The 23525-nt window shown below is 67.1% G+C and carries 20 protein-coding genes; 8 read left to right on the forward strand and 12 right to left on the reverse strand.

Features of this window, described 5'->3' with window-relative positions; all coding sequences use genetic code 11:
• Window positions 1-12: 12 nt before the first annotated feature.
• From CBM2588_RS17600 to pcaB, 3 genes are all read right to left on the reverse strand, one after another.
• A complete protein-coding gene (locus CBM2588_RS17600) occupies window positions 13-1407 on the reverse strand; it encodes a class II fumarate hydratase (protein WP_115681720.1) in 1395 nt (464 codons plus the stop codon).
• 3 nt (window positions 1408-1410) lie between these two features.
• Window positions 1411-2397, reverse strand: a complete 987-nt coding sequence (locus CBM2588_RS17605) for a tripartite tricarboxylate transporter substrate-binding protein (protein WP_115681721.1) — start codon at window positions 2395-2397, stop codon at window positions 1411-1413.
• Window positions 2398-2578: 181 nt separating this feature from the next.
• Window positions 2579-3952, reverse strand: a complete 1374-nt coding sequence (gene pcaB / locus CBM2588_RS17610; RefSeq protein ID WP_115681722.1) for a 3-carboxy-cis,cis-muconate cycloisomerase — start codon at window positions 3950-3952, stop codon at window positions 2579-2581.
• A gap of 144 nt (window positions 3953-4096) precedes the next feature.
• On the opposite strand from pcaB, the gene CBM2588_RS17615 reads away from it, so the two are divergent.
• Entirely contained in the window at window positions 4097-4831 is a 735-nt protein-coding gene (locus CBM2588_RS17615) for a GntR family transcriptional regulator (RefSeq protein ID WP_115681723.1), read from the forward strand.
• Between the two features lie 34 nt (window positions 4832-4865).
• Here CBM2588_RS17615 and CBM2588_RS17620 read toward each other — a convergent pair whose 3' ends face one another.
• Window positions 4866-5582, reverse strand: a complete 717-nt coding sequence (locus CBM2588_RS17620) for a TetR/AcrR family transcriptional regulator C-terminal domain-containing protein (RefSeq protein WP_115681724.1) — start codon at window positions 5580-5582, stop codon at window positions 4866-4868.
• A gap of 145 nt (window positions 5583-5727) precedes the next feature.
• On the opposite strand from CBM2588_RS17620, the gene CBM2588_RS17625 reads away from it, so the two are divergent.
• The 4 genes from CBM2588_RS17625 (at window position 5728) to CBM2588_RS17640 (ending at window position 10016) form a co-directional block, all read left to right on the forward strand.
• Entirely contained in the window at window positions 5728-6513 is a 786-nt protein-coding gene (locus CBM2588_RS17625) for an aldolase (protein WP_115681725.1), read from the forward strand.
• Window positions 6514-6592: 79 nt separating this feature from the next.
• A complete protein-coding gene (locus CBM2588_RS17630) occupies window positions 6593-8137 on the forward strand; it encodes an FAD-dependent monooxygenase (RefSeq protein ID WP_115681726.1) in 1545 nt (514 codons plus the stop codon).
• Window positions 8137-9612: an aldehyde dehydrogenase family protein gene (locus tag CBM2588_RS17635; protein WP_231942187.1), complete on the forward strand. Its 1476-nt coding sequence runs from the start codon at window positions 8137-8139 to the stop codon at window positions 9610-9612. The genes CBM2588_RS17630 and CBM2588_RS17635 overlap by 1 nt, the downstream gene beginning before the upstream one ends.
• Window positions 9612-10016 carry a RidA family protein gene (locus CBM2588_RS17640; RefSeq protein WP_115681727.1) on the forward strand — a complete coding sequence of 135 codons (405 nt, stop codon included), beginning with the start codon at window positions 9612-9614 and terminating at the stop codon, window positions 10014-10016. The genes CBM2588_RS17635 and CBM2588_RS17640 overlap by 1 nt, the downstream gene beginning before the upstream one ends.
• A gap of 50 nt (window positions 10017-10066) precedes the next feature.
• Here CBM2588_RS17640 and argC read toward each other — a convergent pair whose 3' ends face one another.
• Window positions 10067-10996, reverse strand: a complete 930-nt coding sequence (gene argC, locus CBM2588_RS17645) for an N-acetyl-gamma-glutamyl-phosphate reductase (protein ID WP_115681728.1) — start codon at window positions 10994-10996, stop codon at window positions 10067-10069.
• Between the two features lie 128 nt (window positions 10997-11124).
• Between argC and CBM2588_RS17650 the strand changes: the two genes are divergently transcribed.
• Both CBM2588_RS17650 and CBM2588_RS17655 read left to right on the forward strand, forming a co-directional pair.
• On the forward strand, window positions 11125-12009 hold the full coding sequence (locus CBM2588_RS17650; protein WP_115681729.1) for a LysR family transcriptional regulator: 885 nt from the start codon (window positions 11125-11127) through the stop codon (window positions 12007-12009).
• Window positions 12010-12372: 363 nt separating this feature from the next.
• Entirely contained in the window at window positions 12373-13764 is a 1392-nt protein-coding gene (locus CBM2588_RS17655; protein ID WP_231942188.1) for a sigma 54-interacting transcriptional regulator, read from the forward strand.
• Here CBM2588_RS17655 and CBM2588_RS17660 read toward each other — a convergent pair.
• The 7 genes from CBM2588_RS17660 to CBM2588_RS17690 form a co-directional block, all read right to left on the reverse strand.
• Window positions 13709-14542 (reverse strand): amidohydrolase family protein, encoded by an 834-nt coding sequence (locus CBM2588_RS17660; RefSeq protein WP_115681730.1) that lies wholly within the window; start codon window positions 14540-14542, stop codon window positions 13709-13711. The genes CBM2588_RS17655 and CBM2588_RS17660 overlap by 56 nt on opposite strands.
• Window positions 14539-15348, reverse strand: coding sequence for a hypothetical protein (locus CBM2588_RS17665; RefSeq protein WP_115681731.1), 810 nt, complete (start codon window positions 15346-15348; stop codon window positions 14539-14541). The genes CBM2588_RS17660 and CBM2588_RS17665 overlap by 4 nt, the downstream gene beginning before the upstream one ends.
• Window positions 15326-16465 carry an aminotransferase class I/II-fold pyridoxal phosphate-dependent enzyme gene (locus CBM2588_RS17670; RefSeq protein WP_115681732.1) on the reverse strand — a complete coding sequence of 380 codons (1140 nt, stop codon included), beginning with the start codon at window positions 16463-16465 and terminating at the stop codon, window positions 15326-15328. The genes CBM2588_RS17665 and CBM2588_RS17670 overlap by 23 nt, the downstream gene beginning before the upstream one ends.
• Window positions 16466-16523: 58 nt before the next feature.
• A complete protein-coding gene (locus CBM2588_RS17675; protein ID WP_115681733.1) occupies window positions 16524-18572 on the reverse strand; it encodes an 8-amino-7-oxononanoate synthase in 2049 nt (682 codons plus the stop codon).
• Between the two features lie 19 nt (window positions 18573-18591).
• Complete coding sequence (locus CBM2588_RS17680; protein WP_115681734.1) at window positions 18592-19977, reverse strand: hypothetical protein; 1386 nt, start codon at window positions 19975-19977, stop codon at window positions 18592-18594.
• A gap of 51 nt (window positions 19978-20028) precedes the next feature.
• Complete coding sequence (locus CBM2588_RS17685) at window positions 20029-20976, reverse strand: hypothetical protein (RefSeq protein ID WP_115681735.1); 948 nt, start codon at window positions 20974-20976, stop codon at window positions 20029-20031.
• 344 nt (window positions 20977-21320) lie between these two features.
• Entirely contained in the window at window positions 21321-22604 is a 1284-nt protein-coding gene (locus CBM2588_RS17690; RefSeq protein WP_115681736.1) for a hypothetical protein, read from the reverse strand.
• A gap of 411 nt (window positions 22605-23015) precedes the next feature.
• On the opposite strand from CBM2588_RS17690, the gene CBM2588_RS17695 reads away from it, so the two are divergent.
• A complete protein-coding gene (locus tag CBM2588_RS17695; RefSeq protein ID WP_111520079.1) occupies window positions 23016-23495 on the forward strand; it encodes an SRPBCC domain-containing protein in 480 nt (159 codons plus the stop codon).
• The last annotated feature ends 30 nt before the right edge of the window (window positions 23496-23525 follow it).

A 23525-nucleotide genomic window follows, 5' to 3' on the forward strand; every position in this document is an offset into this window, starting at 1 on the left:
AGTCTGCCCGGGTTATCCCGCCCCCTGTGCCATGCGCCGCAAATCAACGAGACGGTCATACTCGTCGCCGCTCAGGATTCCGAGGCTGACGGCCGCCTCGCGTGCGGTACAACCGTGAGCCTTGCCATGTGCGACGATCCGCGCCGCCTGATCGTAGCCAATATGCGGATTGAGCGCGGTAGCTGCCAGGAGCGGAGCGTCAAGCTGGCGCGCCAGTCGGTCACGATCGGGTTCCAGTGCGGGAATCACCCGTTCTGCCATGGTACGGGCGCTATCGGCAAGCACACGGATCGACTGCAGCACGTTGTAGATGAGCACCGGCTTGGCCACATTAAGTTCGAAGCTGCCGGATGCCCCTGCCATGGTTGCGGTGACATGGTTGCCGGCAACCTGCATGCCCGCCTGCACCATGACCTCGGCGATGGTCGGATTGCGCTTTCCCGGCATGATCGACGATGTCAGGCCCTCATCCGGCATGACAAGCTCTCCGATGCCACAGTGCGGGCCGGAACTCATCCAGCGCAGGTCATTGGCGATCTTGATGAAAGAGACCGCGATGACGTTCAACACGCCGGACAATTCCAATAGCGCATCGTGTGCGGCCATGCCCTCGACCTTGCATGGGTTCGGACGAAATGGCAGGCCGGTCAAGCGACTCGCCTCGGCGCAGAATGCCTCGGCGAAACCTGCCGGCGCATTGAGCCCCGTGCCTGCCGCCGTGCCTCCCTGCGGCAGGGACAGCAGGCGCGGCATCGTAGCTTCCACCCGCTCGATGCCATGGCCCACCTGGGCCGCGAAAGCCTCGAAGCCCCGTCCCAGCGTGGTTGGCACCGCATCCATCAGATGGGTGCGGGCCAACTTGAGGATGTCCGCAAAGGCTGCCGCGCGCGACTGCAGACTGGCACGCAGCGCGCCCAGCGCCGGCAGCAGACGGTCTTCGAGCTCCATCACGGCGCTCAGGTGCATCACGGTCGGAAAGCTGTCGTTGGACGACTGCGAGCGGTTGACGTGGTCGTTGGGATGGACCGGACGCTTCGTGCCCAGCGTCTCGCCCAGCCGCTCGTTGGCACGATTGGCGATGACCTCGTTGGCGTTCATATTGGTCTGGGTGCCAGACCCCGTTTGCCAGATGGTCAGCGGAAAGTGTGCATCGAAGGCACCGCTGCGCACCTCGGCCGCGGCGGCGACGATGGCCTGGGCCAAGCCGGGCTCGAGTTCCCCGCACTTCAGATTCGCAACCGCCGCCGCCATCTTGTGCAGGCCGAACGCATGAATCAGGCATGCCGGGAACCGCTCGGTGCCGATGTCGAACACGGCCAAGGCGCGCTGGGTCTGGGCGCCCCAGTACCGGTCAGCCGGAATGTCAACCGGACCAAAGGCGTCGTGCTCTACGCGAGTCTTTATCATCGTTCAATCCAGCGAGATATTTGCCTTGGCCGCGAGCACCTTCCAACGCGCCACCTCGCTCTCGGTATGTTTGCCGAGTGCGCTGGCGGTGTACTTGCCCGCCGGCAACATCTGGATGGCCTGCGCGGACAGGCGGTCCGTGAATGCCTTGTCATTCATGACCTTCAGGTAGGCGGCCTGCACCTTGTCGATCACCGGCTGCGGCGTTCCCTTCGGGGCGTATATGCCGTACCACGTGGCCGCTTCGAAACCGGGGGCCACCGTTTCCGCCAGCGTCGGCACGTCCTTGAGCTGCCCCACCCGCGTTGCCGAGGTGACGGCGAGGGCACGGACCTTCGCTTCCGTGATTTGCGGCAAGGCCGTGTTGGTCTGGTCGAACATGCCATCGACCTGTCCGCCGATCACATCGATCAGTGCGGGTCCTGCGCCCTTGTAAGGCACCAGCGAAACCTTGATACCCGCCGCAGAAGCAAACATCGCCGCGATGAGGTGCGAGGTGGAGCCCATGCCCGCATTGCTGATGAACAACTTGCCCGGGTTCTGCTTGCCGTACTCGACCAGCGCTTTCACGTCCCTGGCCGGATGGTCCTTGCGAACCATCAACACCATCGGCGTATCGGGGAAGCGAAACACCGGGGCGAAATCCTTCACCGGATCATAGGGCAGCTTCTTGTACAGCGCGGGGGCAGCGCCCATGTAGCCCATGTGCCCGACCAGCATGGTGTAGCCGTCGGCCTGCGCGCGGGCCGCCTTGGCCGCCCCGACCGTACCGCCTGCGCCGGGGGAGTTGTCGATAACGATCGACTGCCCCAGCTCGCGCGACACGCGTTCTGCAATATTGCGGGCCAGCGCATCGGTGGGGCCACCGGCCGCGAACGGGACGATCCATGTGATCGGCTTGGTCGGCCACGCCTGGGCATGGGCCGACGCCGTGGCGGCGAGCATAGCGACGGCCAGTGCGGCACGCACGAAGTTGGTGAAGGGTTGCATGCTTTGTCTCCTGTATGCGTCTTGTAGAGGGATGGTCAGCGGGCCATGGCCCGCCCCAGCGGCACGCCGTCGGGATTAACCAAGACGGCGATGCCACGGCAGCCGCTTGGGTGTCGCCTCGATCGGCGCGTGAGTGGAAGAAGGATTCATCCATGTCTCCTGCGAACCGGGGCGTGCGACTTCAGGCCACTTCGCCGGACAGCGCAATGGCGCGATCTACCATTTGCGGCGCCAGGCCGAGGTAGTTCACCGGGTCCACCATGTGTTCGATGTCTTCGCGGTCGAAGTGCTGCGTCACGGCGGGCAGCGCGAGGAGCGCTTCGGCCAGCGTGCCGCCCTGCTCGTTCACGGTGCGGCAAGCGTCGTAGACCACGTCATGGGCCTGCTGCCGGCCAATGTGCGGGGCCATGCGCATCATCACGGCTTCGGCCACGATCAGGCCCTTGGAAATGCCGAGGTTCGTGGCCATGCGAGAAGCATCGACGATCAGTCCGCCAAGCGCGAACTTGGCCTGGTGGAGTGCGCCGGCCGTCAGGATGAAGCTCTCGGGGATGGCGATCCACTCGGCATGCCAGGGTCCGGTGGCGCGCTCGAAATCCTGCACCAGTGCATCCACCATCAGGCCGGCGTGCTGGCGCACGGCCTTCGAGGCGGCCAGCATCAGCTCGCTCGAGATCGGGTTGCGCTTCTGCGGCATGGTGCTGCTGGCACCCCGCCCCTTGACAAAAGGCTCATAGACTTCGGCAAACTCGGTCGAGGCCATGATCATGATGTCCAGCGCGATCTTGCCGAGCGAGCCGGTGATCAGCGCCAACAGGTTCACCGCCTCGGCGAAGCCGTCGCGCGCCACGTGCCAGGTGGTAGCCGGAACGCCCAGCCCAAGTTCCTGCGCCAGCGCGCGCTGGACCTCCAACCCCTTCTCGCCCAGCGACGCCAGCGTGCCCGCGGCCCCTGCAAACTCGACCACGGCGACACGCGGGCGCAGTTCGGCCAGGCGCTGCTGGTGGCGGTCGAACATCGCCAGCCAGATGGCAACCTTGTAGCCGAAGGTCACCGGCAAGGCTTGCTGAAGGTGGGTACGGCCAGCCATCGGGGTGTCGCGGTGCTTGACGGCCAGGCTGGCCAGAATGCCGCGCAAGGTGCGGATATCGGCTTCGATGCTGTCGAGCGCGTCCCGCACCTGCAAGGCCACGGCGGTGTCCATGATGTCCTGGGTGGTGGCACCCCAGTGAACATAGCGGCCGGCCTCGCCACACATTGCCACCAACTGATGCACCAGCGGCAGGATCGGATAGCCGACAATATCGGTTTCTTCGCGCATGTGGTCGAAGTCGATACGCTCGATACGGCTTTCCCGGGCAATGACCTCGGCCGCCTGTTCGGGGATGACGCCCGTACGCGCCTCTGCCCTGGCCAGGGCGACTTCAACGTCGATGTAGCGTTGTACGAGCGCGCCATCCGAGAAGATCTCGCGCATGGCTTTGGTGCCGAAGGCATCGCGAAACAGCGCGGAATCAACGACGGTACTGGCAGCAGGAATCGTGTAGTGGGGCATGACGGACCTTGTGGAAATCAGGCGGAAACTTGAATATGTTCGAACATATCCGTCATTAAATATGTTCGAACATATCTTGGGAATGCGTGTTAACCCTGAAAGGGGGCGCGCTTCAGGTCACCATAAAAGTGCTGTGAAAGGCCAATGAGCAAATCAAACGCTGCAGACATCAAAGGGCAATTGCTGGACGGCATCACCTCAGGTCGCTTCCCGGTGGGGACGCTGCTGCCCACAGAGTTCGAGCTATGCGAGCAGTACCAGGCCAGCCGCTACACGATTCGCGCGGTGCTGCAAGAACTGCAGGACATGGGGCTGGTATCGCGCCGCAAGAACGTCGGCACACGCGTGGAAGCCATGCGGCCGAAGGCCGTGTTCAAGCCGACGCTGGCGTCCGTGGAAGACCTGATGCAATTTGGCGAAACGCACCGCCGGGTGGTGCAGTCGGTGGAAACGGTGACCGCGCCGGCGGAGGTAGCGGCGGATCTGGGCGGCACGCCCGATACGCTGTGGCTGCGCATTTCGAGCGTACGGCTGGACGAGGACGCCAGCGCCGCACCGATGGCGTGGACCGACATCTATATCGATGCCGGCTATGCCGATATCGGGCCGATCGTGCGCGGCATGCCGGACGTGCTGGTCAGTTCCTTGATCGAATCACGCCACGGTCGACCGATTGCCGAGATCGAGCAGGACGTACGAGCTTCGACGCTGCGGGACACGCGCATCGGCCATGCGCTGGGGCTGGAGCTGGGATCGCCTGTGCTGAAGATCGTGCGCCGCTATATCGACGAAGCGGGGGAAACGTTCGAGGTATCGGTGACCATCCATCCCGCAGAAACGTTCTCAGTTACGACTCGCCTGAAACGCACGGCGGGATGATTTTTATAAGCGAATCGGGCGCGCCAGGCTTCCATTATCCGCCACGTTCAGAACGTCTTCTCGCCGGACTGGTGACGCTCTTGCCTGCATTCAGGGATGGAGCAGCCTTGCTGGGGGGCTCGCCGGCCTGCTGCTTGACGCCTGCGATGATCAGTTCCAGCCCCGTACTGAAGCGTGCGTCGAAATCGGTGGAAAAGATGGCCTCCCGAGCCGCCATATTCCTCGGATAGCTGCGCTGCGCCAACTCCTCGAAGGCAGTCTTGCGTGAAGCGACATCGAACGCGCTGTGGGGGCCGAGTGCCTGCTCTTCCATCACAAAGCCCAGGATGTAGTAGAGAACGCTGAAGGAATACGTCGAGGCACGGCCCACATCGACGCCGGCCAGCGCGAATGCTTCCAGCATCGACTCGTTGATGCGCAGCACGTTGTCAGACACGACATAGGTGCCCGCAAAGACGCGGGCACCATCACGGCGCTGCAGGAGCGCCTGCCGCAGCGCGGCAGCAATTTGCCTGAGCCGGCTGTCCCACGGCTGATCCGGGCCCTGGGGCAGGACAACATTGATGACCAGTGCGTCCGCCACGGCATCGATAAGTTCTTGTTTCCCGCTGAAATGCCAATAGAGCGAAGGGGCCTGTATGTCGAGGGCCAGCGCCAGCTTGCGCAGCGTCAAGCCATCAAGACCCTCCTGATCCAAAAGGTCCAAGGCAGCTTGAATGACCTGGTCACGTTGAATCTTTGGCGCTTTCATTCCAATCCGTGTTTGCAATCTAACACCGTTAGTGTACCATCGATCGCGGCTATCTAACATCGTTAGGTTCGAACCTGCTTAGGCGCGCCGGTCAGACGTGCGACGCCGAGCGAGGGATGGCAGGAAAACCAAAGGGAGGCAACAGATGACGCATGAGGACCGGAAGAGCTTCACGGAGGATCAGGTCAGACGGTTGGCCGGCGGCCTTCAATCCGGCACCTGGACGGAGGAGGAGAAGATCGCGCTTGCATGCCGCATGCTGGCGCTGGAAGGACACTCGCGCACACTCGCGGGACAAATTACGGTGAGAAGCACCGACGACACGTTCCTGACGACGCCACTGGCAGTGGGATTCGACGAGGTCCACACCAGCCAGATCCTTCGCATCGACGAATCGATCAACGTCATCCAGGGCAGCGGCGCCGCCAATCCGGCGATCCGCTTTCACCTGTGGATATACCGCGCCCGTCCAGACGTCAATTGCATCATCCATACCCATCCGCCATACGTATCGGCCCTGTCCATGACCGGGCGGCGCTTGCGCGTGGCCCACATGGATGCCACGCCGTTTGCCGATGACTGCGGCTTTCTCGCTGAATGGCCTGGACTGCCGATCGCCGACAGCGAAGGCAAGATCATTGCGACGGCACTCGGAAAAAACCGAAGCGTGCTGCTTGCGCATCACGGTTTTCTCTGCGCCACCGGCTCCATCGAGGAGTCGGCTTATCTGTCGATGCTGATCGAGAACGCTGCGCAGCTGCAACTGTTGGCTGAGTCGACCGGCTCGATTGCCGAACTGGATCCTGGCCTTGCAAGGGAATCCCATGACTTTCTGCTGCGCCCGGAAATCGTCCGGGCGAGCTTTGCCATGTTCGGCCGACGGGCGCTCCGCGCCGGTTTGCCAACGCCATGGGCTGGCCGGGCTTCCTGACTAGCCGTCATGTCGAAACACGTCGGAAATTGCCACCGACAACGACCGACCCAGAAACCAATACCTTCGGGAGTAGAAAATGCTTACCAAATATCAAGTCGTCATTGCCGGTGCTGGTCCGGTAGGGTGCTGGCTGGCGGGAGAATTGCAACTCGCCGGAATCTCGACACTGGTGCTGGAGCAAAGCGAATCGATCGATCCTCAGTCGCGGGCTTTGACTGTGCACCCACGCACGATCGAGACCTTCGCATCGCGAGGCGTGGAAAAGGCGTTTCTCGATGAGGGGGTTGCAATCCCTGCCGGACATTTCGGACTTCTGGATTACCGGCTCAACTTCCGTCCGCTCGAGTCGCCGTACCCCTTTACCCTGGCGATTCTTCAAGCGCGGACAACCGAGTTGCTGCAACAGCGCGCACGCGATCTCGGCGCCGAGATCCGACGCGGGCACAAAGTCCATTCATTTGCGGAAACCGACTCGGCGGTCACCGTCGCGGTGCAAGGTCCAGGTGGGCCCTATTCCGTGGACACTGAGTACCTCGTCGGCTGCGATGGCGTGCGAAGCACGGTACGGAACTGCGCCGGGATTCCCTTCCCCGGTACCGATGCCACCGTCTACGGATGGTTGGGCGACGTCATTCTGGACGCCCCGCCCGACGACGTTGCCATCAACAAGTGGACGTCCGCCGGCGCGATTGCGGTAGTCAAGCTGCCGGGAGGGCGTCATCGGCTTGTCGGTATCTCGCCCGATGACGTCCGGACGGATCGTCCCGGAGAGTTCACGCTCGATGAACTGCGGGCAAAAACTGTCGCGATCATGGGGACTGACTATGGCATGCACAGTCCTTCGTGGCTGTCGCGCTACAGCAATACCGCCCGGCAAGCCGAGGCTTACCGCAAGGGACGCATCCTGCTGGCCGGCGACGCTGCGCACCAGCATATGCCGGCCGGCGGCGTCGGCCTGAACGTCGGCATCCAGGACGCCATGAACCTCGGCTGGAAACTCGCCGCGACGATCCATGGCTGGGCACCGGCGGGCCTGCTCGACAGCTACCACGCCGAACGCCATCCGGTCGGTCAGAACCTGCTTGAGCACACCCAGGCGCAGACGCTCCTGATGAGTGTGTTCACCAATGAATGCCGGGATCTGCGTTCATTGCTCCAGAAGCTGATCCTGGAGAACCCGGCGCTCGAGATGAGCCTGGTCAAGCGGCTGACTGGCCTGTCGGTTGCCTACCCGTCCGCCGAGCCGGCTCATGCTCTCGTCGGACAGCGTGTTCCAAACCTGATGTTCCAGCGCTCCGGCGAGGGGGTCTTCCAGAAGCTTCACAACGGGCGCTATGTCATGCTGGATCTGCGAGCCAATACGGCATGTTCCAGCCCGCTCAGCGGCGATGACCTTGGTCGCCACGCCAGCTCTTGCGTCGACGTGCATTTCACTGCGTTGACAGCCGATGCGCCCGCCCCCTGGGCCGGTCTCACCGCAATGCTGGTGCGTCCGGATGGATATCTTGCCTGGGCCAGCGAGGACCATGAGACCGCGGCCCTGAAAGCCGGGTTAGCCAGGGCAGGCAGCGCAACGTTTGCGCCAGCCTCGGCAGCCTCGATCACAGCGGAGGTCCACTGATGAACCCGTACTCGACGCAAGCGCTCAAGGCCGACGGCGGATCAACAGTCTTGCCCGACTGTATGCTTGTCGACGGCGCCCTGGTCAAGGGCGCCGCCACCATGGACGTAGTGAATCCGGCCACCGGCATGGCCTTCGCTGTCGCGCCGCGCGCCTCGGCCCAACAGGTCGAGCAGGCCATAGCCAGCGCCAAGGCAGCGCTGGAGAAGTGGTCGCGCAGCGATCTGGCGCACCGGCGCAGTGTGCTGCGGGATATTGCCGACGCCGTCGACGCGAATGCCGGCCGGCTTGCATGGCTGCTCACGCAGGAACAGGGCAAACCCATTGCCGATGCGATGATGGAAGTCCAGGGCACAGCCACGTTCTTCCGGCATGTCGCCGACGCCGAACTGGCGCCGGTTCTCCTCGAGCACAGCGGGGTCCGCCAGGTCGAACTGCATCGACGGCCGCTGGGCGTGGTCGCGGTCATCGTGCCCTGGAATTTCCCGTTGCTGCTGATGGCCTTCAAGGTTCCTGGCGCGCTCCTGACCGGTAACACCGTCGTGATCAAGCCCGCCGCGACAACCCCGCTGACGACACTGATGTTCGCCCGGCTGGTTGCCTCCATCGTTCCGGCCGGCGTTCTCAATGTGATTACCGACAGCAACGATCTGGGCAGCATCCTGACCTCGCATCCGGATGTCGCGAAGGTGTCGTTTACCGGGTCCACGGCAACCGGGTACTCGGTGATGGCCAATGCGGCGAAGACGCTGAAGCGTGTCACCCTCGAGCTGGGCGGAAACGACCCGGCCATCGTGCTGGATGACGCCGTTCCCGCAGACATCGCGCAGGGCATTTTCCGTGCTGCCTTCTTCAATGCAGGGCAGGTGTGCATTGCCATCAAGCGCCTGTACATCCACGCATCCATCTACGACGAGCTTTGCGCCGAGCTGGTCAGCCTTGCCACAGGCGTCACGGTTGGCGACGGATCGGACAGCCGGACGACCATGGGGCCACTCCAGAATCGTGCCCAGTATGAAAAGGTCAAGGGCATTCTGGCGGACGCCGCTACGAAGGGACGGATTGTAACTGGCGGCCAGATTGAGGATAGCGAAGGCTACTTCATCCGTCCGACCATTGTCGCTGACATCGAGGAAGGTGCCCGACTGGTCGACGAGGAGCAGTTTGGCCCGGTGCTTCCGCTCATTCGCTACACCGATCTCGATGACGCCATCCGGCGCGCCAATGCCAGCGAATACGGACTCGGCGCGTCGGTGTGGTCCTCGGACGTGAGCCGGGCCCGGGAGGTGGCGGAACGACTGGTATGCGGCAGCGTCTGGATCAACCAGCATCTTGATCTGGCACCGCATATTCCGCAGGCGGGCGCAAAGCAGTCTGGCTTCGGCGTAGAGCTTGGCGGCGAAGGCCTTCTGGAGTTTACCCAGATTCAAGTCGTCAACATCCGGGGCGACAAGGTACAAGAGGAGTTGAGTTGATGGGAAACAGCGTACGCAGGATCAACCCTCCGGGGCTTCCGCAGCTTGAGAGCGTGATCTCCCACGCGATCATCGTGGAGCCGGCAGGCCTGATCTATACCTCAGGCCAGCTGTCATGGGATGAGAGCGGTGCCCTGGTCGAAGGCACGATGATCGAGCAGTTTCACCGGGCCTATGCCAACATCGATCTCGTGCTCCAGGCCGCAGGGTCTTCGCGGGAAAGGATCGTGAACGAGGTGATCTACCTGGTCGACTATTCGCCCGATACCGCCGGTGAACTGGTTGCCGCGCTCGCATCGGCACGGCCGCCAGGGTTGGTTCCACCCACGAGTACCGTCGTCGGGGTCCAGACGCTTTTCGCGCCTGGCTTCCTTGTCGAGGTGCAAGTGGTTGCAACGACCTGATCAGCTTACGGGGCGTCCATCACCGAACGCTGGCTCCGCCCCACCGGCCACTATTGCCGCATGAGCATCAGGTCCAGGTTCTGCACCGCGGCTCCGGATGCGCCCTTGCCAAGGTTATCGAACACCGCGGACAGCAGCACATGCCCGTTTTCAACGTGGTGGAATACGCTCAAGTGCATGTCGTTCGTACCATTCAGCGCTTGCGGATCCAGGTGTGTCAGGGCGGCCGATTCGTGCAGCGGCAAGACCCGTACGTGCGTGGCCGCGGCATAGTGGCGCGCGAGGCAGGCGTGTAACGCGGCGCCGTCCACGCCAGGTGCCAGCTGCCGCAATGCCAGCGGCACCGTCAGCACGATGCCCTGGCGGAACGATCCGTACGCCGGGACGAAAATGGGACGCTGCGCAAGGCAGGCGTGCTGCCGGATCTCGGGCGCGTGCTTGTGCGCGAGTTCCAGGCCATAGACCTGGTATGCAGGCGCGTTGGCAGCGCCCGGCCCCTCATATTCCGCCACGCCGGCACGGCCGCGTCCGGAATACCCGGATACCGCGTGAATGCTGACCGGGTAATCCGCCGGTATCAGCCCGGCCTGTGCCAGAGGACGCAGCAGGCCGACGGCACCGGTCGGATAGCAGCCGGGATTGGTGACCCGGGATGCATTCGCAATTTGCTCGGACTGCCCCGGCGCCATTTCCGGAAAACCGTAAGTCCAGTCCGGCTGTGTGCGATGGGCGGAGCTGGCGTCGATCACGCGCACGGCAGGATTGACGATCGCGCCCACGGCCTCGCGCGCGGCGTCGTCCGGCAAACAAAGGATGGCGATGTCGCAGGCGTTGATGGCTTCCGCGCGGCGCCGCGCATCCTTGCGCTCCGCTGCGGGAAGTGTGAACAGCCGAATGTCTGTGCGGTTGCGCAGCCGCTCGTGGATTTGCAGCCCGGTGGTGCCCTGGTCGCCGTCGATGAAAACTACGGGAGCGCTCATGTGTTTGTGACTCCGCTGCTGTGGGGTTGAACGGGTAAGACGAGCCTCTATGTTGCGCGGACGACTAGAATAGAGAAAGTTGAATTTCGTAAAGCAAACATTCAGTTTTCCTGAATCTGGACTTCGTCATGCGAGAGATCAGCCTGGACCGCTTGCGCACCCTGGTCGCCGTGACCGAGCGGGGTTCCTTTGCCGAGGCGGCGCGCGCCTTGCACCTGGCGCCGCCGACGGTCAGCCTCCACATCGCCGAACTCGAAGACCGCATCGGGGCGCCGCTGCTGTTGCGCAAGCGCGGCCATGTGGGGCCGACGCCGATCGGCGCGCTGCTGGTGGAACGCGCGCGCCGGCTGCTGGCCGACGCGGAGCAGGCACTGGACGATATCCAGCGCCAGGTAGACGGGCTCGAAGGGCGTGCGCGCCTGGGCGCGTCCACCGGCGTGATCGCGCACCTGCTGCCGCAAGCGCTCGAGGCCCTGCGCGAGCACCATCCCGCCATCGACATCCAGATTGCCGTGCATACTTCGGAGGAAACCCTGTCCCGGCTGGTGGATGGAACGCTCGATATCGGAGTGGTCGCGCTGCCTCAGCCCCCGGTGGCCGGACTGGTGATAAAGCCCTGGCGCCGCGACCCGGTGATGGCCTTTGTGCCGGCGCACTGGCGGTGCCCGGCCCGAGTTACCCCGGAATGGCTGGCCGCCCAACCGCTCATCCTCAACGACTCGACCACGCGCCTGTCGCGCCTGACTACCGAGTGGTTCGCGACCGCCGGGCACCATCCCGCGCCGCGCATTCAACTGAACTACAACGACGCGATCAAGAGCCTGGTAGCGGCAGGGTATGGCGCAGCGCTGTTGCCGCATGAGGCCACTACGCCATTGCCCGACAGCCGCATTGTCATGCGTCCGCTGCGGCCAGCGTTGTGGCGGCGGCTCGGTATTGCCTGTCGTGCGGGTTACCTCGAGCGCTCCACGCAACACGTACTGGACGTGTTGTGGGCCTTGCGGTTGCCGTAGGCGTTGCACGGAACAAGCGCCGGTGTTCGCACCTCTCCGCCCGCCAGTAACGCCGCAGCATCTCAGTCTTAAATTAACTTCATATTGCCTGCCCCGCTGGCGCTGACTAGTATTCTGAGACAAAAACTAAGGGGGGCTTCCATGCGGCAAATTCAGGTTTCCCTCGCAGGCAGGCGATGCTCCGGCCACTGGCTGCATGCACAGGCCTGCCCCGCCCTGACTATCCTCTCCGACGCGTCCGCGGCGTCACGCCGCCGACGGCCTCATCGCTACCGACACCCCCTGCCCGCCGCCTGATCCAGGCCGGCAGCGCCGCAGCGCATGGCGTGCGCAGATAGCGCGCCCGCCCCGCAGCCCCTGCCGATGATCTCCCTTTCGTGCGGGGGCAAGATGCGCGTAGTGCTGTATCACGACGATCGTGCCAGGCTCGAGCGCGATCTGCGCGAGCATGGGCTGCCCGACCAGGTGCCGCTGGACGACAACACGCGCGGCATGCTGGCGGTGCTGGTGGTGGCGGACGGCAATCGCGTCACCGAGGCGGCGCAGCGCTGGCTGCGCGCCGAGCCGCGCGCCGACGCCTTTATCGCCGGCTGCACCGCCGCCACCCGCTGCCATTGCATTCCGGAGGCATGGTGGCCGGCGGCGCTGTGCGATCTGGTCTGCGCGCCAGATCAAGACGCGCTGCTGACCGAACTGGCCGCGCGGCTGTGCCGCCTGGCCGAGATCGAAGCGGTGCTGGACGCACCGTGGTTGCGCGAGCGCGCCGTCGGGGATTCGCCGGCCTGGCGCGCCACCTTGCGCGCGGTGGCGCAGGTGGGCCGCTATGGCCGCGGCACCTGCCTGCTGCTGGGCGAAAGCGGTTGCGGCAAGGAGCTGCTGGCACGGCTGATCCACGATCTCGATCCGGAGCGCCATCGCGCGCCGTTCGTGGTGGTGGATTGCACCACGCTCAGCCCGGAGCTGTCGGGCAGCGAACTGTTCGGCCATGCCAAGGGCGCCTTCACCCACGCCGTCTCGGCACGCGACGGTGCGGTGGCGATGGCCGATGGCGGTACCTTGTTCCTGGACGAAGTGGGGGAACTGCAGTTGCCGCTGCAGGCACGCCTGCTGCGCGTGATCCAGGAGCGCATGTACAAGCGCGTGGGCGAGGACACCTGGCGCAAGTCGGATTTCCGGCTGACGTGCGCGACCAATCGCGACCTCGAGACCGAGGTGCAGGCCGGCCGGTTTCGCAGCGACCTGTACTTCCGCATTACCCAGTGGACCGTGCGCGCGCCCTCGCTGGCCGAGCGTCGCGAGGATATCCCGCTGCTGGTGCGGCATTTCCTTGCAGAAAGCCTGGCCGGAACCGGGCCAGGCCTGCCGCTGGTGATGCCGGAGGTCATGCATTACCTGGTGACGCGCGACTACCAGGGCAATGTGCGCGAACTGCGCAATGTGGTGTCGCGCCTGGCCGAGCGCCAGCGCGGCTTCCAGGTAATCAGCACGGGCGGGCTCGACGGCCCCGTGCCGCAGCTGCGCAACGGGCTCGCGGCAGACATCGTCAACCCCTGGCCGGAAGCGCTGCGGCACGCCATCGAAGGCGCACTCGACGCCGGGCTCGGCCTCAAGCATATCGGCCAGATCGCCGAGTCCATGGCGGTGCAGGTGGCCGAGAGCCGCCACGGCTGCACCAGCCGCGCGGCGGAGCTGCTGCAGGTCACGCCCCGGGCGCTGCAGTTGCGGCGACAGGTGCGGCCCGCGCCGTCGGCATGAAGCGCTGGCCGGTGTGCACGCTGTTTCGGATCGGCGCTGGCGGCGGCAACGCTACCCGCGCCAGCAGGCGCAACGCATTGCCACCGGCCATGCGCGCAAATGCGTCAGGCGTGGGACGCAGGGCGCGCAGCTTGGCCAGCTCCAGGCCGGGGTGCAGCCACGGTCCATCCGAACCGAACAGCAGCTTGCCGGGGCCGGCGCGCCGGAACGCTTCCTCCAGCACGTCGAAGCGCCGCACGCCCGAGGTATCGGCAAACAGGTTGGGATAGCGTGCGATCAGGTCCACCACTTGCCGCTGCGCCGCCCAGTCGTCGGCAAAGCTGCCCAGGTGCGCGAACACGAACGCCACCTCGGGATGGGTCTGGGCCAGCAGGCGCAGCGCGCCGGTCTCGCCGCCGGGGTCGTACAGCACCGGCAGCCGCCAGTGGCGCGCGGCATCGCAGACCTGCCGGTGGATCGGGGCATCGTGCCGATGCACCTTGATGCCGCGCAGGCCCAGCCGCAGCACGGCTTCCTCGATCATGCGATGGACGCGGTGCCGGTCACGTTCGGCATGGATCATGGCAAAGCCGGTAAAGCGCCCGGGATCGGCGCGCGCCAGCGCCGCCACGTCGCGGTTGCCGCGCAGGTAGTCCGACTGGAACACCGGCAGCAGCACCGCATGCGCGATGCCGGCCTGCCGCGCGCGCCGGACATAATCGGCCAGCGGCGCGGTGGTGTCCCACGGGCCCGTCATGCCGTCGCCCTGCCCGGCATGGACATGGAAGTCGACGATCATCGCGGCAGCTCGAAGCGCTGGCCGGGCCCGTACTGCAGGTCATTGCCGGCGCCGAGGATGCCGGCCGGGACCAGGTTGCGAATCGACAGGCCGCTGCCGACGGTGACCGTGCCGCGCAGCTTGTCATTGGCCAGCGCGAAGCCCTTGTTGGCAAGCGTGCGCACGATGGCGTGCTCGACCGCCGCGCGCTCGCCGGCACTGGCCACGTTGGCGGTCCATACCGTCAGCGGCGGCGCGCAAGTGCACGCGGCGCCGGCGCGCGCGCTGCCCTGGCGCGCGTGGTACCAGCCATGCACGCCCAGCCGCGCCGGCAGGCTGGCCGCCGTGCCGACATAGACCGGCGTCGCACCGCGCTGGAACAGGTAGACGCCGCCGCCGCGGGTGGCGCGCGCGGCGGCGTCCAGGCTCGGCCAGCGCCGCCATTGCAGCGTCACGTTGGCGGATTTGGGCGCGGACTCGAATGCCAGTTCCGCAAGCGCTGGCTCGCTCTCGTAGCGGCTCGCCGGCGCGCGCCACCGGTCCAGGCTGAGCCCCACCAGCGACAGCCGGCCCGCCTGCCGCCGGGCCAGCAGGCAGGCGCGGCAGCAGGCGCCGCCGCTGTCCAGCCGGCTCTCATACCGCGCCGTACCGCGGCGCGAGGGCGTGCCGATGCGGCGTGCGCGGGCCACCAGCTGGCGCAGGTCGGTCAGCAGTGCCTGCGGCGGCGTGCCGGCCGGATAGCGGCGCACCTCCGCCAGCAGCCGCAGCAGCCGGCGCATGCGCCACGGCGCCAGTTCCAGTGTTTCACCTTCCGCAGTCTTGAACATGGAATCTCTCCCGATAGGCCGGCGGCGCACGCCCGCGCGGCGCGGCCGGCTGGCCCGCCAGCAAGGCAAGCGCCTGCAGCAGGCCGTCAATCTCTTGCAGTGCATGGCTGGCGCGCACCACCACCGCCACGGCGCAGCGCCCTTCGGCCTGCCGCAGCAATGCCGTGCGGAAGCCCGCGGCGCGCAGCCCCGCGTGCAGCGCGCGTGTGCGCCCGGCAGAGCCCAGCCGCAGCTGCTGCATGGGGTGCAGCGGCACGCTGACCTGCAGGTCCGGCAAGCGGTGCTGCGCCAGCCAGCGCAAACCCCGCCGCAGGCGCCGCACGCGCTCCAGCAACGCCGCGCGCAGCGCGTCGCCGTCGCAACCGTTGCGCGCCAGCGCGTTCAGGCCGGCCAGCAGCGCGGCCTGCGAAGCAGCGCTGCAATGGGCCTGGGTCGGGCCGTCGCGGGCGATCTCGCCCACCAGCGCGGCGGGGCCACACAGCGTGGCCAGCGGCGCGCCGAAGGCCTTGGCCCACGATGCCAGCAGCAGCACCGGCTCGGCGCTCGCCAGGCCCGCGTAGCGCAGCAGCCCGCCACCGCCGCTGCCCCACGGACGTCCCGGCCCGGGTTGCGCGCCGGCCAGGCCCAGCAGCTGCGTGTGGTCGGCCACCACCAGGCCGCCACGCTCGCGCACCAGCGCCAGATAGCGGCGCAGCGCCACCGGCGCGCCTTCGCGACGCGTGCCGTCGGTGACCACCGCGGGCGGACGGGTGCCCGCGCCCTGGCGCAAGCGCCGCGCCAGGTCCGCCAGGTCGGCATGGCGGAACAGCGTGACCGGGACGCCGAGCCCGCGCACCCGCTCGAGCCCCCAGCGCATCACCGGATAGAGGGTGTCATCCGCTACCAGTGCATGCGTGCGCCCGAGCCGGTCGAACAGGTCCAGCGACAGGTGCAGCGTCGACGGCCCGGCCAGGCCCGCCTCGCAACCCTGCAGCGCCGCCGCCTGCGCCGCCAGCGTGCCGGCCAGCGGCGACACGGCCAGCGCGGCAGGCGTGCCGGTCGTGAGCGCCGCATAGCTGCCCAGTTGCGCGGCGGGATGCGACATGCCCAGGTAGAGCGCCGACGCGAAATCGATCATGGCCGCCTGCCTCTCCTCTCGCCTGCATCGCTGTCACTGCCGTTCCCGCCTGCCACGCTCAGGCCACCTGCGCACCTCGGTGCTCTTGCAGCCGGCGCAGCAGGTGCATGCCCGGCACCTGCACGTCGACCGGCTCGGCACCGATGTCGACGCCGGTGACGGCCCGGTACGAGTGGATATAGGTCTGGATCTCGGGGCGGAAATACGCCGCCCAGTTCGCCGCGTTGGACGGATCCGTGACCGAATTCCAGTCGCTCCAGCGGATCGACGACACGATCTGTTCGCCGGTGGTGGCCAGCTGCCAGAACTGGTAGGTATTGGTGTCGCCCCACCCCTGCAGCTTGCGCATGCTTTCCACCGAGTGCATCCACGGCTCCGGATACGCGATCATCGAGCGCCGCGGCAGGAACTCGCGGAACTCCGGCCGCGCCAGGATCCACTGCTGCATCATCATCTCGATGCGCGAGGTGGTCGGCAGGTCGCCGAACTGGTTATGCGCGCCCTCGGACAGGATCAGGTGCACCTCGCGCAGTGCGTTCAGCAGCGGGAAACCATCGGGCACCACGGTGGTATCGTCCGCCTGCCGGAAGAACGGCACGCACAGGTTCAGCAGCGTATGGAACGCGCCCAGGAACTTGCTGCGGCTGTCGGCCGGCTGGATGCGCGGCACCGCGCGCCCGAACAGGCGGAAGCCATACTCGTGCAGGTACTCGGCCGCACGCCGCTCGATCGGCAGCCGGTGCTGCTCATCCTGAACCCAGCCCCAGATGATGTTGCTCACCGGCCGCAGCGGATCCAGCTCGAGCTGGTTGAGCGGGTCCCTGGGCCCGCCGGAGAGATTCTGGAAGCGGCGCGAGATGGCGTTCATGGTCTGCACCAGCTGCAGCTCCTCCATCCAGTAGCTCCAGATCAGTTCGATCAGCGGCGGCGCGCTCAGCTTGGCCGAGATGTCGTTGTTCCAGTGCTGCAGCCACAGGCAGCCGTCGCCGCACGGGCCGTCGTCGCGCGGCACCAGTTCGCGCGATTCCGACAGCGGCTCGGCGGGATGCATGGCCGGTTCCGTGGCGCCGGAACGCGCGAAGGACTCGCGCATGCTGTCGACGGTGCGCCCCGCGTCGGTGCCCTGCAAGCCCTGCACCACGCGCTCCAGGTAGGGCAGCGTGGGCGACCCGTTCTTGCCGAAATACTGGCTGGCGATGTCCTCCACCTGTGCCAGCTCCAGCCGCAAGCCGAGCCGTTCATTGGCCAGCCGGATCGCCGCTTCATCGGTCCGCAGCAGCCTGGCGATGGCGCCGCTGTCGTGCGGGGACGGCACCACGGCGCCCCACGTCACCACGAAGGCCTCGGTGGCCACCTTCAGCGCGCGGTAGGCGTCGGTGTCCGAGAACGGCAGGAAACGACGCCGGCTCAGCCGCGCGGCTTCGTCGTACAGCGCCGGGCCGGCGGGTGCGCCGGCGCGGGCGGGGAGCGGGCTGGTGCCAAAGAACAGCAGGTCCACCTGGCGCGCGTAGTTGGCCCAGCTCAGCATGTCCGCGTTGCGCTTGATCAGCAGCCACAGCGCCCAGTCCCCCGTCAGGTCGCGCGAGGTGCGCTTGAGGCTGAATGACGGCTCGTGGTAGTCCTTCACTCCCACCGGGCCGGAACGCGCCCCGATGGGGTCGACCTCGGCGCCGCTCGCTTCGTCGCCTTGTGGTTCGGCGCCCTCGCCGGCGTCAGGGTACGGCGGCGCCTTCAGCCGGCCCGGCACAGTGACCTCGCGCCGGCCGCCCAGCTTCGCGGCAGCATCGAACAGCATATCGTCCGGAATGCCCAGCGCCGCCAGCTTGCGCATGGTGCGCGCCACCTCGCCGAGCGCCGCGGACAGGCCCTCTTCCCTCTGGCTCCAGGCGTCCGAAGGCCCGACGCGGATCTCCAGCCTGGCCTCGGTGCCGGGCTTCAGGCGCAGCTGCTCCATCTCGCGCGGCTCGCCTTCGCGTGCGTAGACCGCCAGCTTCAGGTATTTGTGGCCCTCGGTCAGCCTGGTGAAGTCATAGTGCCAGTCACCGTCGGTATTGCCTGTCGGCACCAGCGCGTACTCCACGCGACCCGACTCCGTGTTCGTGTTCATCACGTTCTCCTTCAGCAAATCACGCGTAGGCCGCGACTGGCATGCGCAGCGGCTGCCGTCGCTGGTTGAGCGCCTCGCTCAGCTGTGCACTGCCGGCGCTCCAGGGCAGATAGCCGGCCAGTGCCCAGCGCTGCAGCAAGGCCGAGATGGTGCGCAACTCGACATCTGGCGCGAGCAGGCCGCTGTAGCGGGCCTGCCCCAGCACCGCGAACGCCAGCGTCGGGGTATCGGCCAGGTACTGGTGCGGGCGCGACCGCACCAGGCGCCACAGCCGCAACAGGTTGGCGGGATCGCGGCCGGGCAGCCGCAGCGCCTGGCCCAGCGTGCGCCCGCCCAGCCGCGGCGCGCGCAACGCGAGCAACCTGGTCACGAACGCCGGGATCGACTGGTCCAGCTGCGCGAACGCGCGCCGTTGGGCGGCGCTCATCTGCCAGCGCGGATAGAGCCGCTCCCACACCTGCTCGAGCGCATCCCACTGCGGATGCGGATACAACGCACGGCCCATCGCCACCGACAGCTTGACGCGGATCCACGGCGCCGGATGCGGGTCGTCGAGGTTGATGCGCAGCACGAAGGCGCGCGGCAGGCTCACCACGCTCATCAGCCCGCACGTGGCGGTGATGCCCACCCGCGACACCGCCCACAGATCGGCGACGATCTCGCTGATCCAGCGCTCCCAGGCGCGCCAGACTTGCGGCGGCGCCGCCGATGCAGGCGTCGCGCCGACACCGCCTGACACCAGCCACAACCCCCGCTGGCCGTGGCCGTTAGCGGCGGCGCGGCGGTACGCATTGGCCAGGTCCAGCAGCGCGGCGGCCTGGTGGCCAACTTCGTGGAACAGGGACGCGGCCAGGCCGGTGCCCACCATGCGCTCGCGCGGCATGCGGATCACCGCCACCGGATTGGCGCCGCCACCGGGCAGGCGCGTCCGCGCCCGCCGGATCGCGCCGCCATGGCCGCGCTCGACATAGCAGATCACCTGCGGCAGGTCGATCGCCACGCCGGGCTGCCGCAGCCCGTCGCGCGCGGCCACGTCCAGCCCCGCCAGCCAGACGCCGGTGCCATGCTGGCTGCGTTGCGTCAGCACTTCGGCAAAGATCTCGAAATGCGTGAGCGCGGCGTGGAAATACAGCTTGAGCATGGCGTAGCGCCGCTGTGCGCGCGCCACCGCGGCGGGTTCGGGCCGCGCGGCGCGCAGCGCGCCGAGGAAGCGCCCGATGCGCCGGCGCAGCTGGTGCCGCGCCGCCTGGATATGGCGCTCGATGGCGCTCATGGCTTCGTCGCTGATATTGGCGGCGGGGACCATCGGCATCTGCAGCGCGTAGGGCAGCTGCGCGTCCAGGCGGGCGCGGATGCCGAGCACCTCCTGTTCCAGCAACCGCAGGGCGTTGGCACAAGCGTTCATGACGGCGGCCTCGGGGTCGTAGCGCGAATGTCGAAGGCGGATGGGGACGGCTCAGAACATCGGCCGAGGCGGTGCCAGGTACAGGATCAGCGCGCGCCCGTTGCGCGAACGCCGCCACTGCCCGCCCATCGGCAGCGCCGCCGCGGCCAGGCCGCCTTGCGCGGCTCCGTTGCCGCACGACGGGCACGACCCCGCGCCGCCATTGGCGTAGCCCGCATACGGACTGCGCACCGCCGCGGCCATGCTGGCCACCGGCTGCGCCCCGGCAGCGCCGCTGGCCGCCGGCCCGAAGATCGGCGGCGTGCCCATCTGCCGCGCCGCCGCCACGCCGTTCTGCGAAATCGTGCGCATGGCGGGCAACAGCCCCGGCGCCACCTGGCGCGCGGCCTGCAGGAACGCCGCGCGCGCGGCACGCGACGGCGGCACGTTGCGCGGCATGGTCAGCAGATTGCGGGTGGCCTGCTGGCCGATGCGGACCACGCGGCGCGCCACCTCGAATTCGCGGTCCTCGTTGCTCAGGCCCTCGAGCTCCAGACCGAGCGCGCTGCCGGCCATGCTGGCCAGCTTGCCGCCGATCGCGCCGCCCGCGCCGGGCACCACCAGGTTGCCGAGCGCGCTGCCCACCACCGGCAACGCCGCCTTGGCCGCCGAACGCAGGATGCCGCCCAGCGCCTTGCCCGCCGACGACCTGGCAAAGCTGCTGGCGGCGCGTCCCACCGAGCGCACCAGGCCGCCCAGGAACTGCTCCATTTCCTGTTCGCTGTTGACGGCCAGCAACTCGGCCGCCAGTTCCATCTCCTGCATCTCGCCGGAGACCTCTTGCTCGAACTCGTTCTCGAATTCTCCCTCGCCCTCGAATTCGCCTTCGAACTCGGTCGCCATGCCGCCGAGTTCCTGGCCCAGCTCGCCTGCCTCCATCAGCTCCGAGGCCAGCTCCTGTTCGAGCTCGTTGTAGCCGGTGCCCCAACCGCCCGGCCTGGAAGTCCCGATATCGTGCATTTGCAGCTCCTTTCAGGTTAGGTTGGCGAGCCGCAGCGGAACTCGCGTGACCACCTTGTGCACGCGCCGTGCCAGCCCGCGCAGAACGTCTAAGTCCCTGAAAAGGCGAGATATTGGGAAAATCCCCGGCGGCCGGCGGCGAACCGCGCTTCGCGCGGCGCCGGCCTGGGGTGCGGGATCAGGCGAAGCGCGCTTCGCTGCCCGGGCGCAGTCTGGAATGCAGGATCGGCGCGACCCTCCCGTCCGGCGCGGCATGACCTGCCCACGCCTTCACCGGCTTCACGCCGCCTGCTGTCTGCGCGGAGGATGGCGGCAGGGGTCCATGCCCCCGCCGCCGGTCCCGCCTACTTGATGCAGGCGAGGTTCACGGCAAGGCCGCCCCAATCAGTAGCCTGGTTGTTGTCGACCTGCACCTGCAGCTTGTCGCCATGGGTAACCGTCCCGGCCAGCGCCTCCTTGCTGCAGTTCTGCAGGCCATTGGTGATCTTGCAGCTCAGGTCGCTGACCTGTGCGAGCACCACCGAAGCCCCGGAACCGCTCACCTTGTGCACCGAGATGTCGAGCGTGCCCTGCACCTTGCCCAGCGTGCTCGCCGTAAGCGTGACGCGCGTGCAATCGTAGGGAATCACGACGCCGAAGTCCGACGGCAACGCTACCGCCCCGCCGGCGCCGGTCATGGCATAGCGGCCGCGGATGAGCGTATCCGGCACGTTGAAGTTGCCGTTGTAGACGGTGCCGTTGGCCATGGTCACGCCCGTCGTCGGCCACTTGCCGTCCTGCTTGGGACCGTACATCGTCCACGTGGTGGTGTCGAAGTAGAAGTCGCCGTTCACGCCGATGTCGTCGGTCGGTGCGCCGCTGCCGTAGAGGACATGGCCGCCATTGCCGACCGTGGTGCCGCCGCTGCCGCCGGTGCCGCCGGTGCCGCCGGTGCCGCCTGACTGGCCGACCAGCGAGACCCCTGCCGGCCATGCACCGTCTGCCTTGGGCCCGTACAGCGTCCAGGTGCTGGTGTCGAGGTAGTAGTCGCCATTGTTGCCGAGGCTGTTCGTCGGCGCGCCGGTTCCCGACAGCACCGTGCCGCCGCTGGGAGGCGGCGTGCCGGTGGCACTGCCGAGCGGCACGCCCGCCGGCCACGTGCCGTTGGCCTTGGGGCCGAACAGCGTCGAGGTCGAGGTGTTGATGTAGTAGTCGCCGTTGTTGCCGACGCTGTCGGTCGGATCGACCGAGCCGGACAGGATGGTGCTCCCCGCCGCACCGGTATTGCCGCCCGGACCCGCGAGCGAGACCCCTGCGGGCCATACGCCATTGGCCTTGGGCCCGAACATCATCCACGTCACGGTGTTCAGGTAGTAGTCACCGTCCTTGCCGATCTCGGGCCCCGGGTCGGTGGTGCCGGACAGCATGGCACTGGTGGTCGCCGCGGCCGGAGCGGGCGTAGTCGGCGCGGTGGCTGTGCCTGGCGACGTGCCTGTCGAAGTGCCAGGCGACGTGCCCGTTGAAGTGCCAGGGCTGGCTGCGGCGCTGGTAGACGGGGAGTCGCCCCCTCCGCCACCGCCGCAGCCGGCGAGCACGATGACAAGGCAGGCGAATGGCACGGCGGCCAGCTTGATGTGGGCGTTTTTCATGGGCTCCCCTTCCTCGGACTCTGCGGTCGTAATGTCGACGGCTGCGAAGGCGCCATCGATGAACCCAATCTAGGTGGCGGAAATGGAATGGAAAATCCGCTCGATGGATGACCGAGGTATGTGTCCGGGATGAAACGCTGCGGGCGATGCGCGCGGGCCCACCGGTGCGCCGCGAGCTCCAAAGAAAAGCCGGCCATCGCCGATGGCCGGCCCAAGCTCACAGCAGATGGAGAAATGCGGCCCCGCCGCGCATCGCCGCCGCCGGACAGCGCGAGCGCGGGGCCAGCCTCAATTTGAATCACCGCGAAGGTGTCGTCTTCGTCCACCCGGACTCGTCCGTTCAGGGTATGCGGCGCGCCGGCGGGTGGCCCTAGTGTGTCCCTTCCCAATGACTTTGATGAAGGAGGAGACATGGCCAAGGCCGAGAATCTGGTGACGTCGATCCAGGTAGAAATCGAGGCGCCGGCAGCGCTGGTGTGGGAGGTACTGACCGACTTTGCGCGCTACGGCGAATGGAACACGTTCTGTCCCGGGCTGGAGACCACCGGGCGGCTCGGCGACATGGTGCACATGCAGGTGCGCATTCCCGGCACCGACCAGGTGATCCCGGTCAACGAGTACCTGGTGGCGTGGGAACCGGAGCGGCTGCTGTCGTGGGAGCAGCGCCCCACCGACGACAACAAGGACGCCGCGCGGCGCGACCAGTACCTGGAAGCGATCGGCCCGGGACGCAGCCGCTACTTCACCACCGACCTGTTCCTGGGCCTGAATGCCGAGACCATCATGCGCGAGCACGGTGCCTGGGTGAAGCAGGGCTTCGACCAGGTGGCACGCGACGTCAAGGCGCGCGCGGAAGCGCTGCAGGCGCAGCGGCAGGCCAGCCGCAACTGAGCAGGCGGCGCGTGGCCGGTCCGGAGCCCG

The organism is Cupriavidus taiwanensis (assembly GCF_900250075.1).
Taxonomy (GTDB): Bacteria; Pseudomonadota; Gammaproteobacteria; order Burkholderiales; family Burkholderiaceae; genus Cupriavidus; species Cupriavidus taiwanensis_C.

Excerpts from the sequence above, each read along its gene's own strand:
- CBM2588_RS17685 (WP_115681735.1), bottom strand. The coding sequence starts at position 20,976 with ATGCACGATATCGGGACTTCCAGGCCGGGCGGTTGGGGCACCGGCTAC.
- CBM2588_RS17630 (WP_115681726.1), top strand. The coding sequence starts at position 6,593 with ATGCTTACCAAATATCAAGTCGTCATTGCCGGTGCTGGTCCGGTAGGG.
- CBM2588_RS17680 (WP_115681734.1), bottom strand. The coding sequence starts at position 19,977 with ATGAACGCTTGTGCCAACGCCCTGCGGTTGCTGGAACAGGAGGTGCTC.
- CBM2588_RS17670 (WP_115681732.1), bottom strand. The coding sequence starts at position 16,465 with ATGATCGATTTCGCGTCGGCGCTCTACCTGGGCATGTCGCATCCCGCC.
- CBM2588_RS17665 (WP_115681731.1), bottom strand. The coding sequence starts at position 15,348 with ATGTTCAAGACTGCGGAAGGTGAAACACTGGAACTGGCGCCGTGGCGC.
- pcaB (WP_115681722.1), bottom strand. The coding sequence starts at position 3,952 with ATGCCCCACTACACGATTCCTGCTGCCAGTACCGTCGTTGATTCCGCG.
- CBM2588_RS17625 (WP_115681725.1), top strand. The coding sequence starts at position 5,728 with ATGACGCATGAGGACCGGAAGAGCTTCACGGAGGATCAGGTCAGACGG.
- CBM2588_RS17605 (WP_115681721.1), bottom strand. The coding sequence starts at position 2,397 with ATGCAACCCTTCACCAACTTCGTGCGTGCCGCACTGGCCGTCGCTATG.
- CBM2588_RS17690 (WP_115681736.1), bottom strand. The coding sequence starts at position 22,604 with ATGAAAAACGCCCACATCAAGCTGGCCGCCGTGCCATTCGCCTGCCTT.
- CBM2588_RS17655 (WP_231942188.1), top strand. The coding sequence starts at position 12,373 with ATGATCTCCCTTTCGTGCGGGGGCAAGATGCGCGTAGTGCTGTATCAC.
- argC (WP_115681728.1), bottom strand. The coding sequence starts at position 10,996 with ATGAGCGCTCCCGTAGTTTTCATCGACGGCGACCAGGGCACCACCGGG.
- CBM2588_RS17695 (WP_111520079.1), top strand. The coding sequence starts at position 23,016 with ATGGCCAAGGCCGAGAATCTGGTGACGTCGATCCAGGTAGAAATCGAG.
- CBM2588_RS17635 (WP_231942187.1), top strand. The coding sequence starts at position 8,137 with ATGAACCCGTACTCGACGCAAGCGCTCAAGGCCGACGGCGGATCAACA.
- CBM2588_RS17660 (WP_115681730.1), bottom strand. The coding sequence starts at position 14,542 with ATGATCGTCGACTTCCATGTCCATGCCGGGCAGGGCGACGGCATGACG.
- CBM2588_RS17650 (WP_115681729.1), top strand. The coding sequence starts at position 11,125 with ATGCGAGAGATCAGCCTGGACCGCTTGCGCACCCTGGTCGCCGTGACC.
- CBM2588_RS17620 (WP_115681724.1), bottom strand. The coding sequence starts at position 5,582 with ATGAAAGCGCCAAAGATTCAACGTGACCAGGTCATTCAAGCTGCCTTG.
- CBM2588_RS17600 (WP_115681720.1), bottom strand. The coding sequence starts at position 1,407 with ATGATAAAGACTCGCGTAGAGCACGACGCCTTTGGTCCGGTTGACATT.
- CBM2588_RS17640 (WP_115681727.1), top strand. The coding sequence starts at position 9,612 with ATGGGAAACAGCGTACGCAGGATCAACCCTCCGGGGCTTCCGCAGCTT.
- CBM2588_RS17615 (WP_115681723.1), top strand. The coding sequence starts at position 4,097 with ATGAGCAAATCAAACGCTGCAGACATCAAAGGGCAATTGCTGGACGGC.
- CBM2588_RS17675 (WP_115681733.1), bottom strand. The coding sequence starts at position 18,572 with ATGAACACGAACACGGAGTCGGGTCGCGTGGAGTACGCGCTGGTGCCG.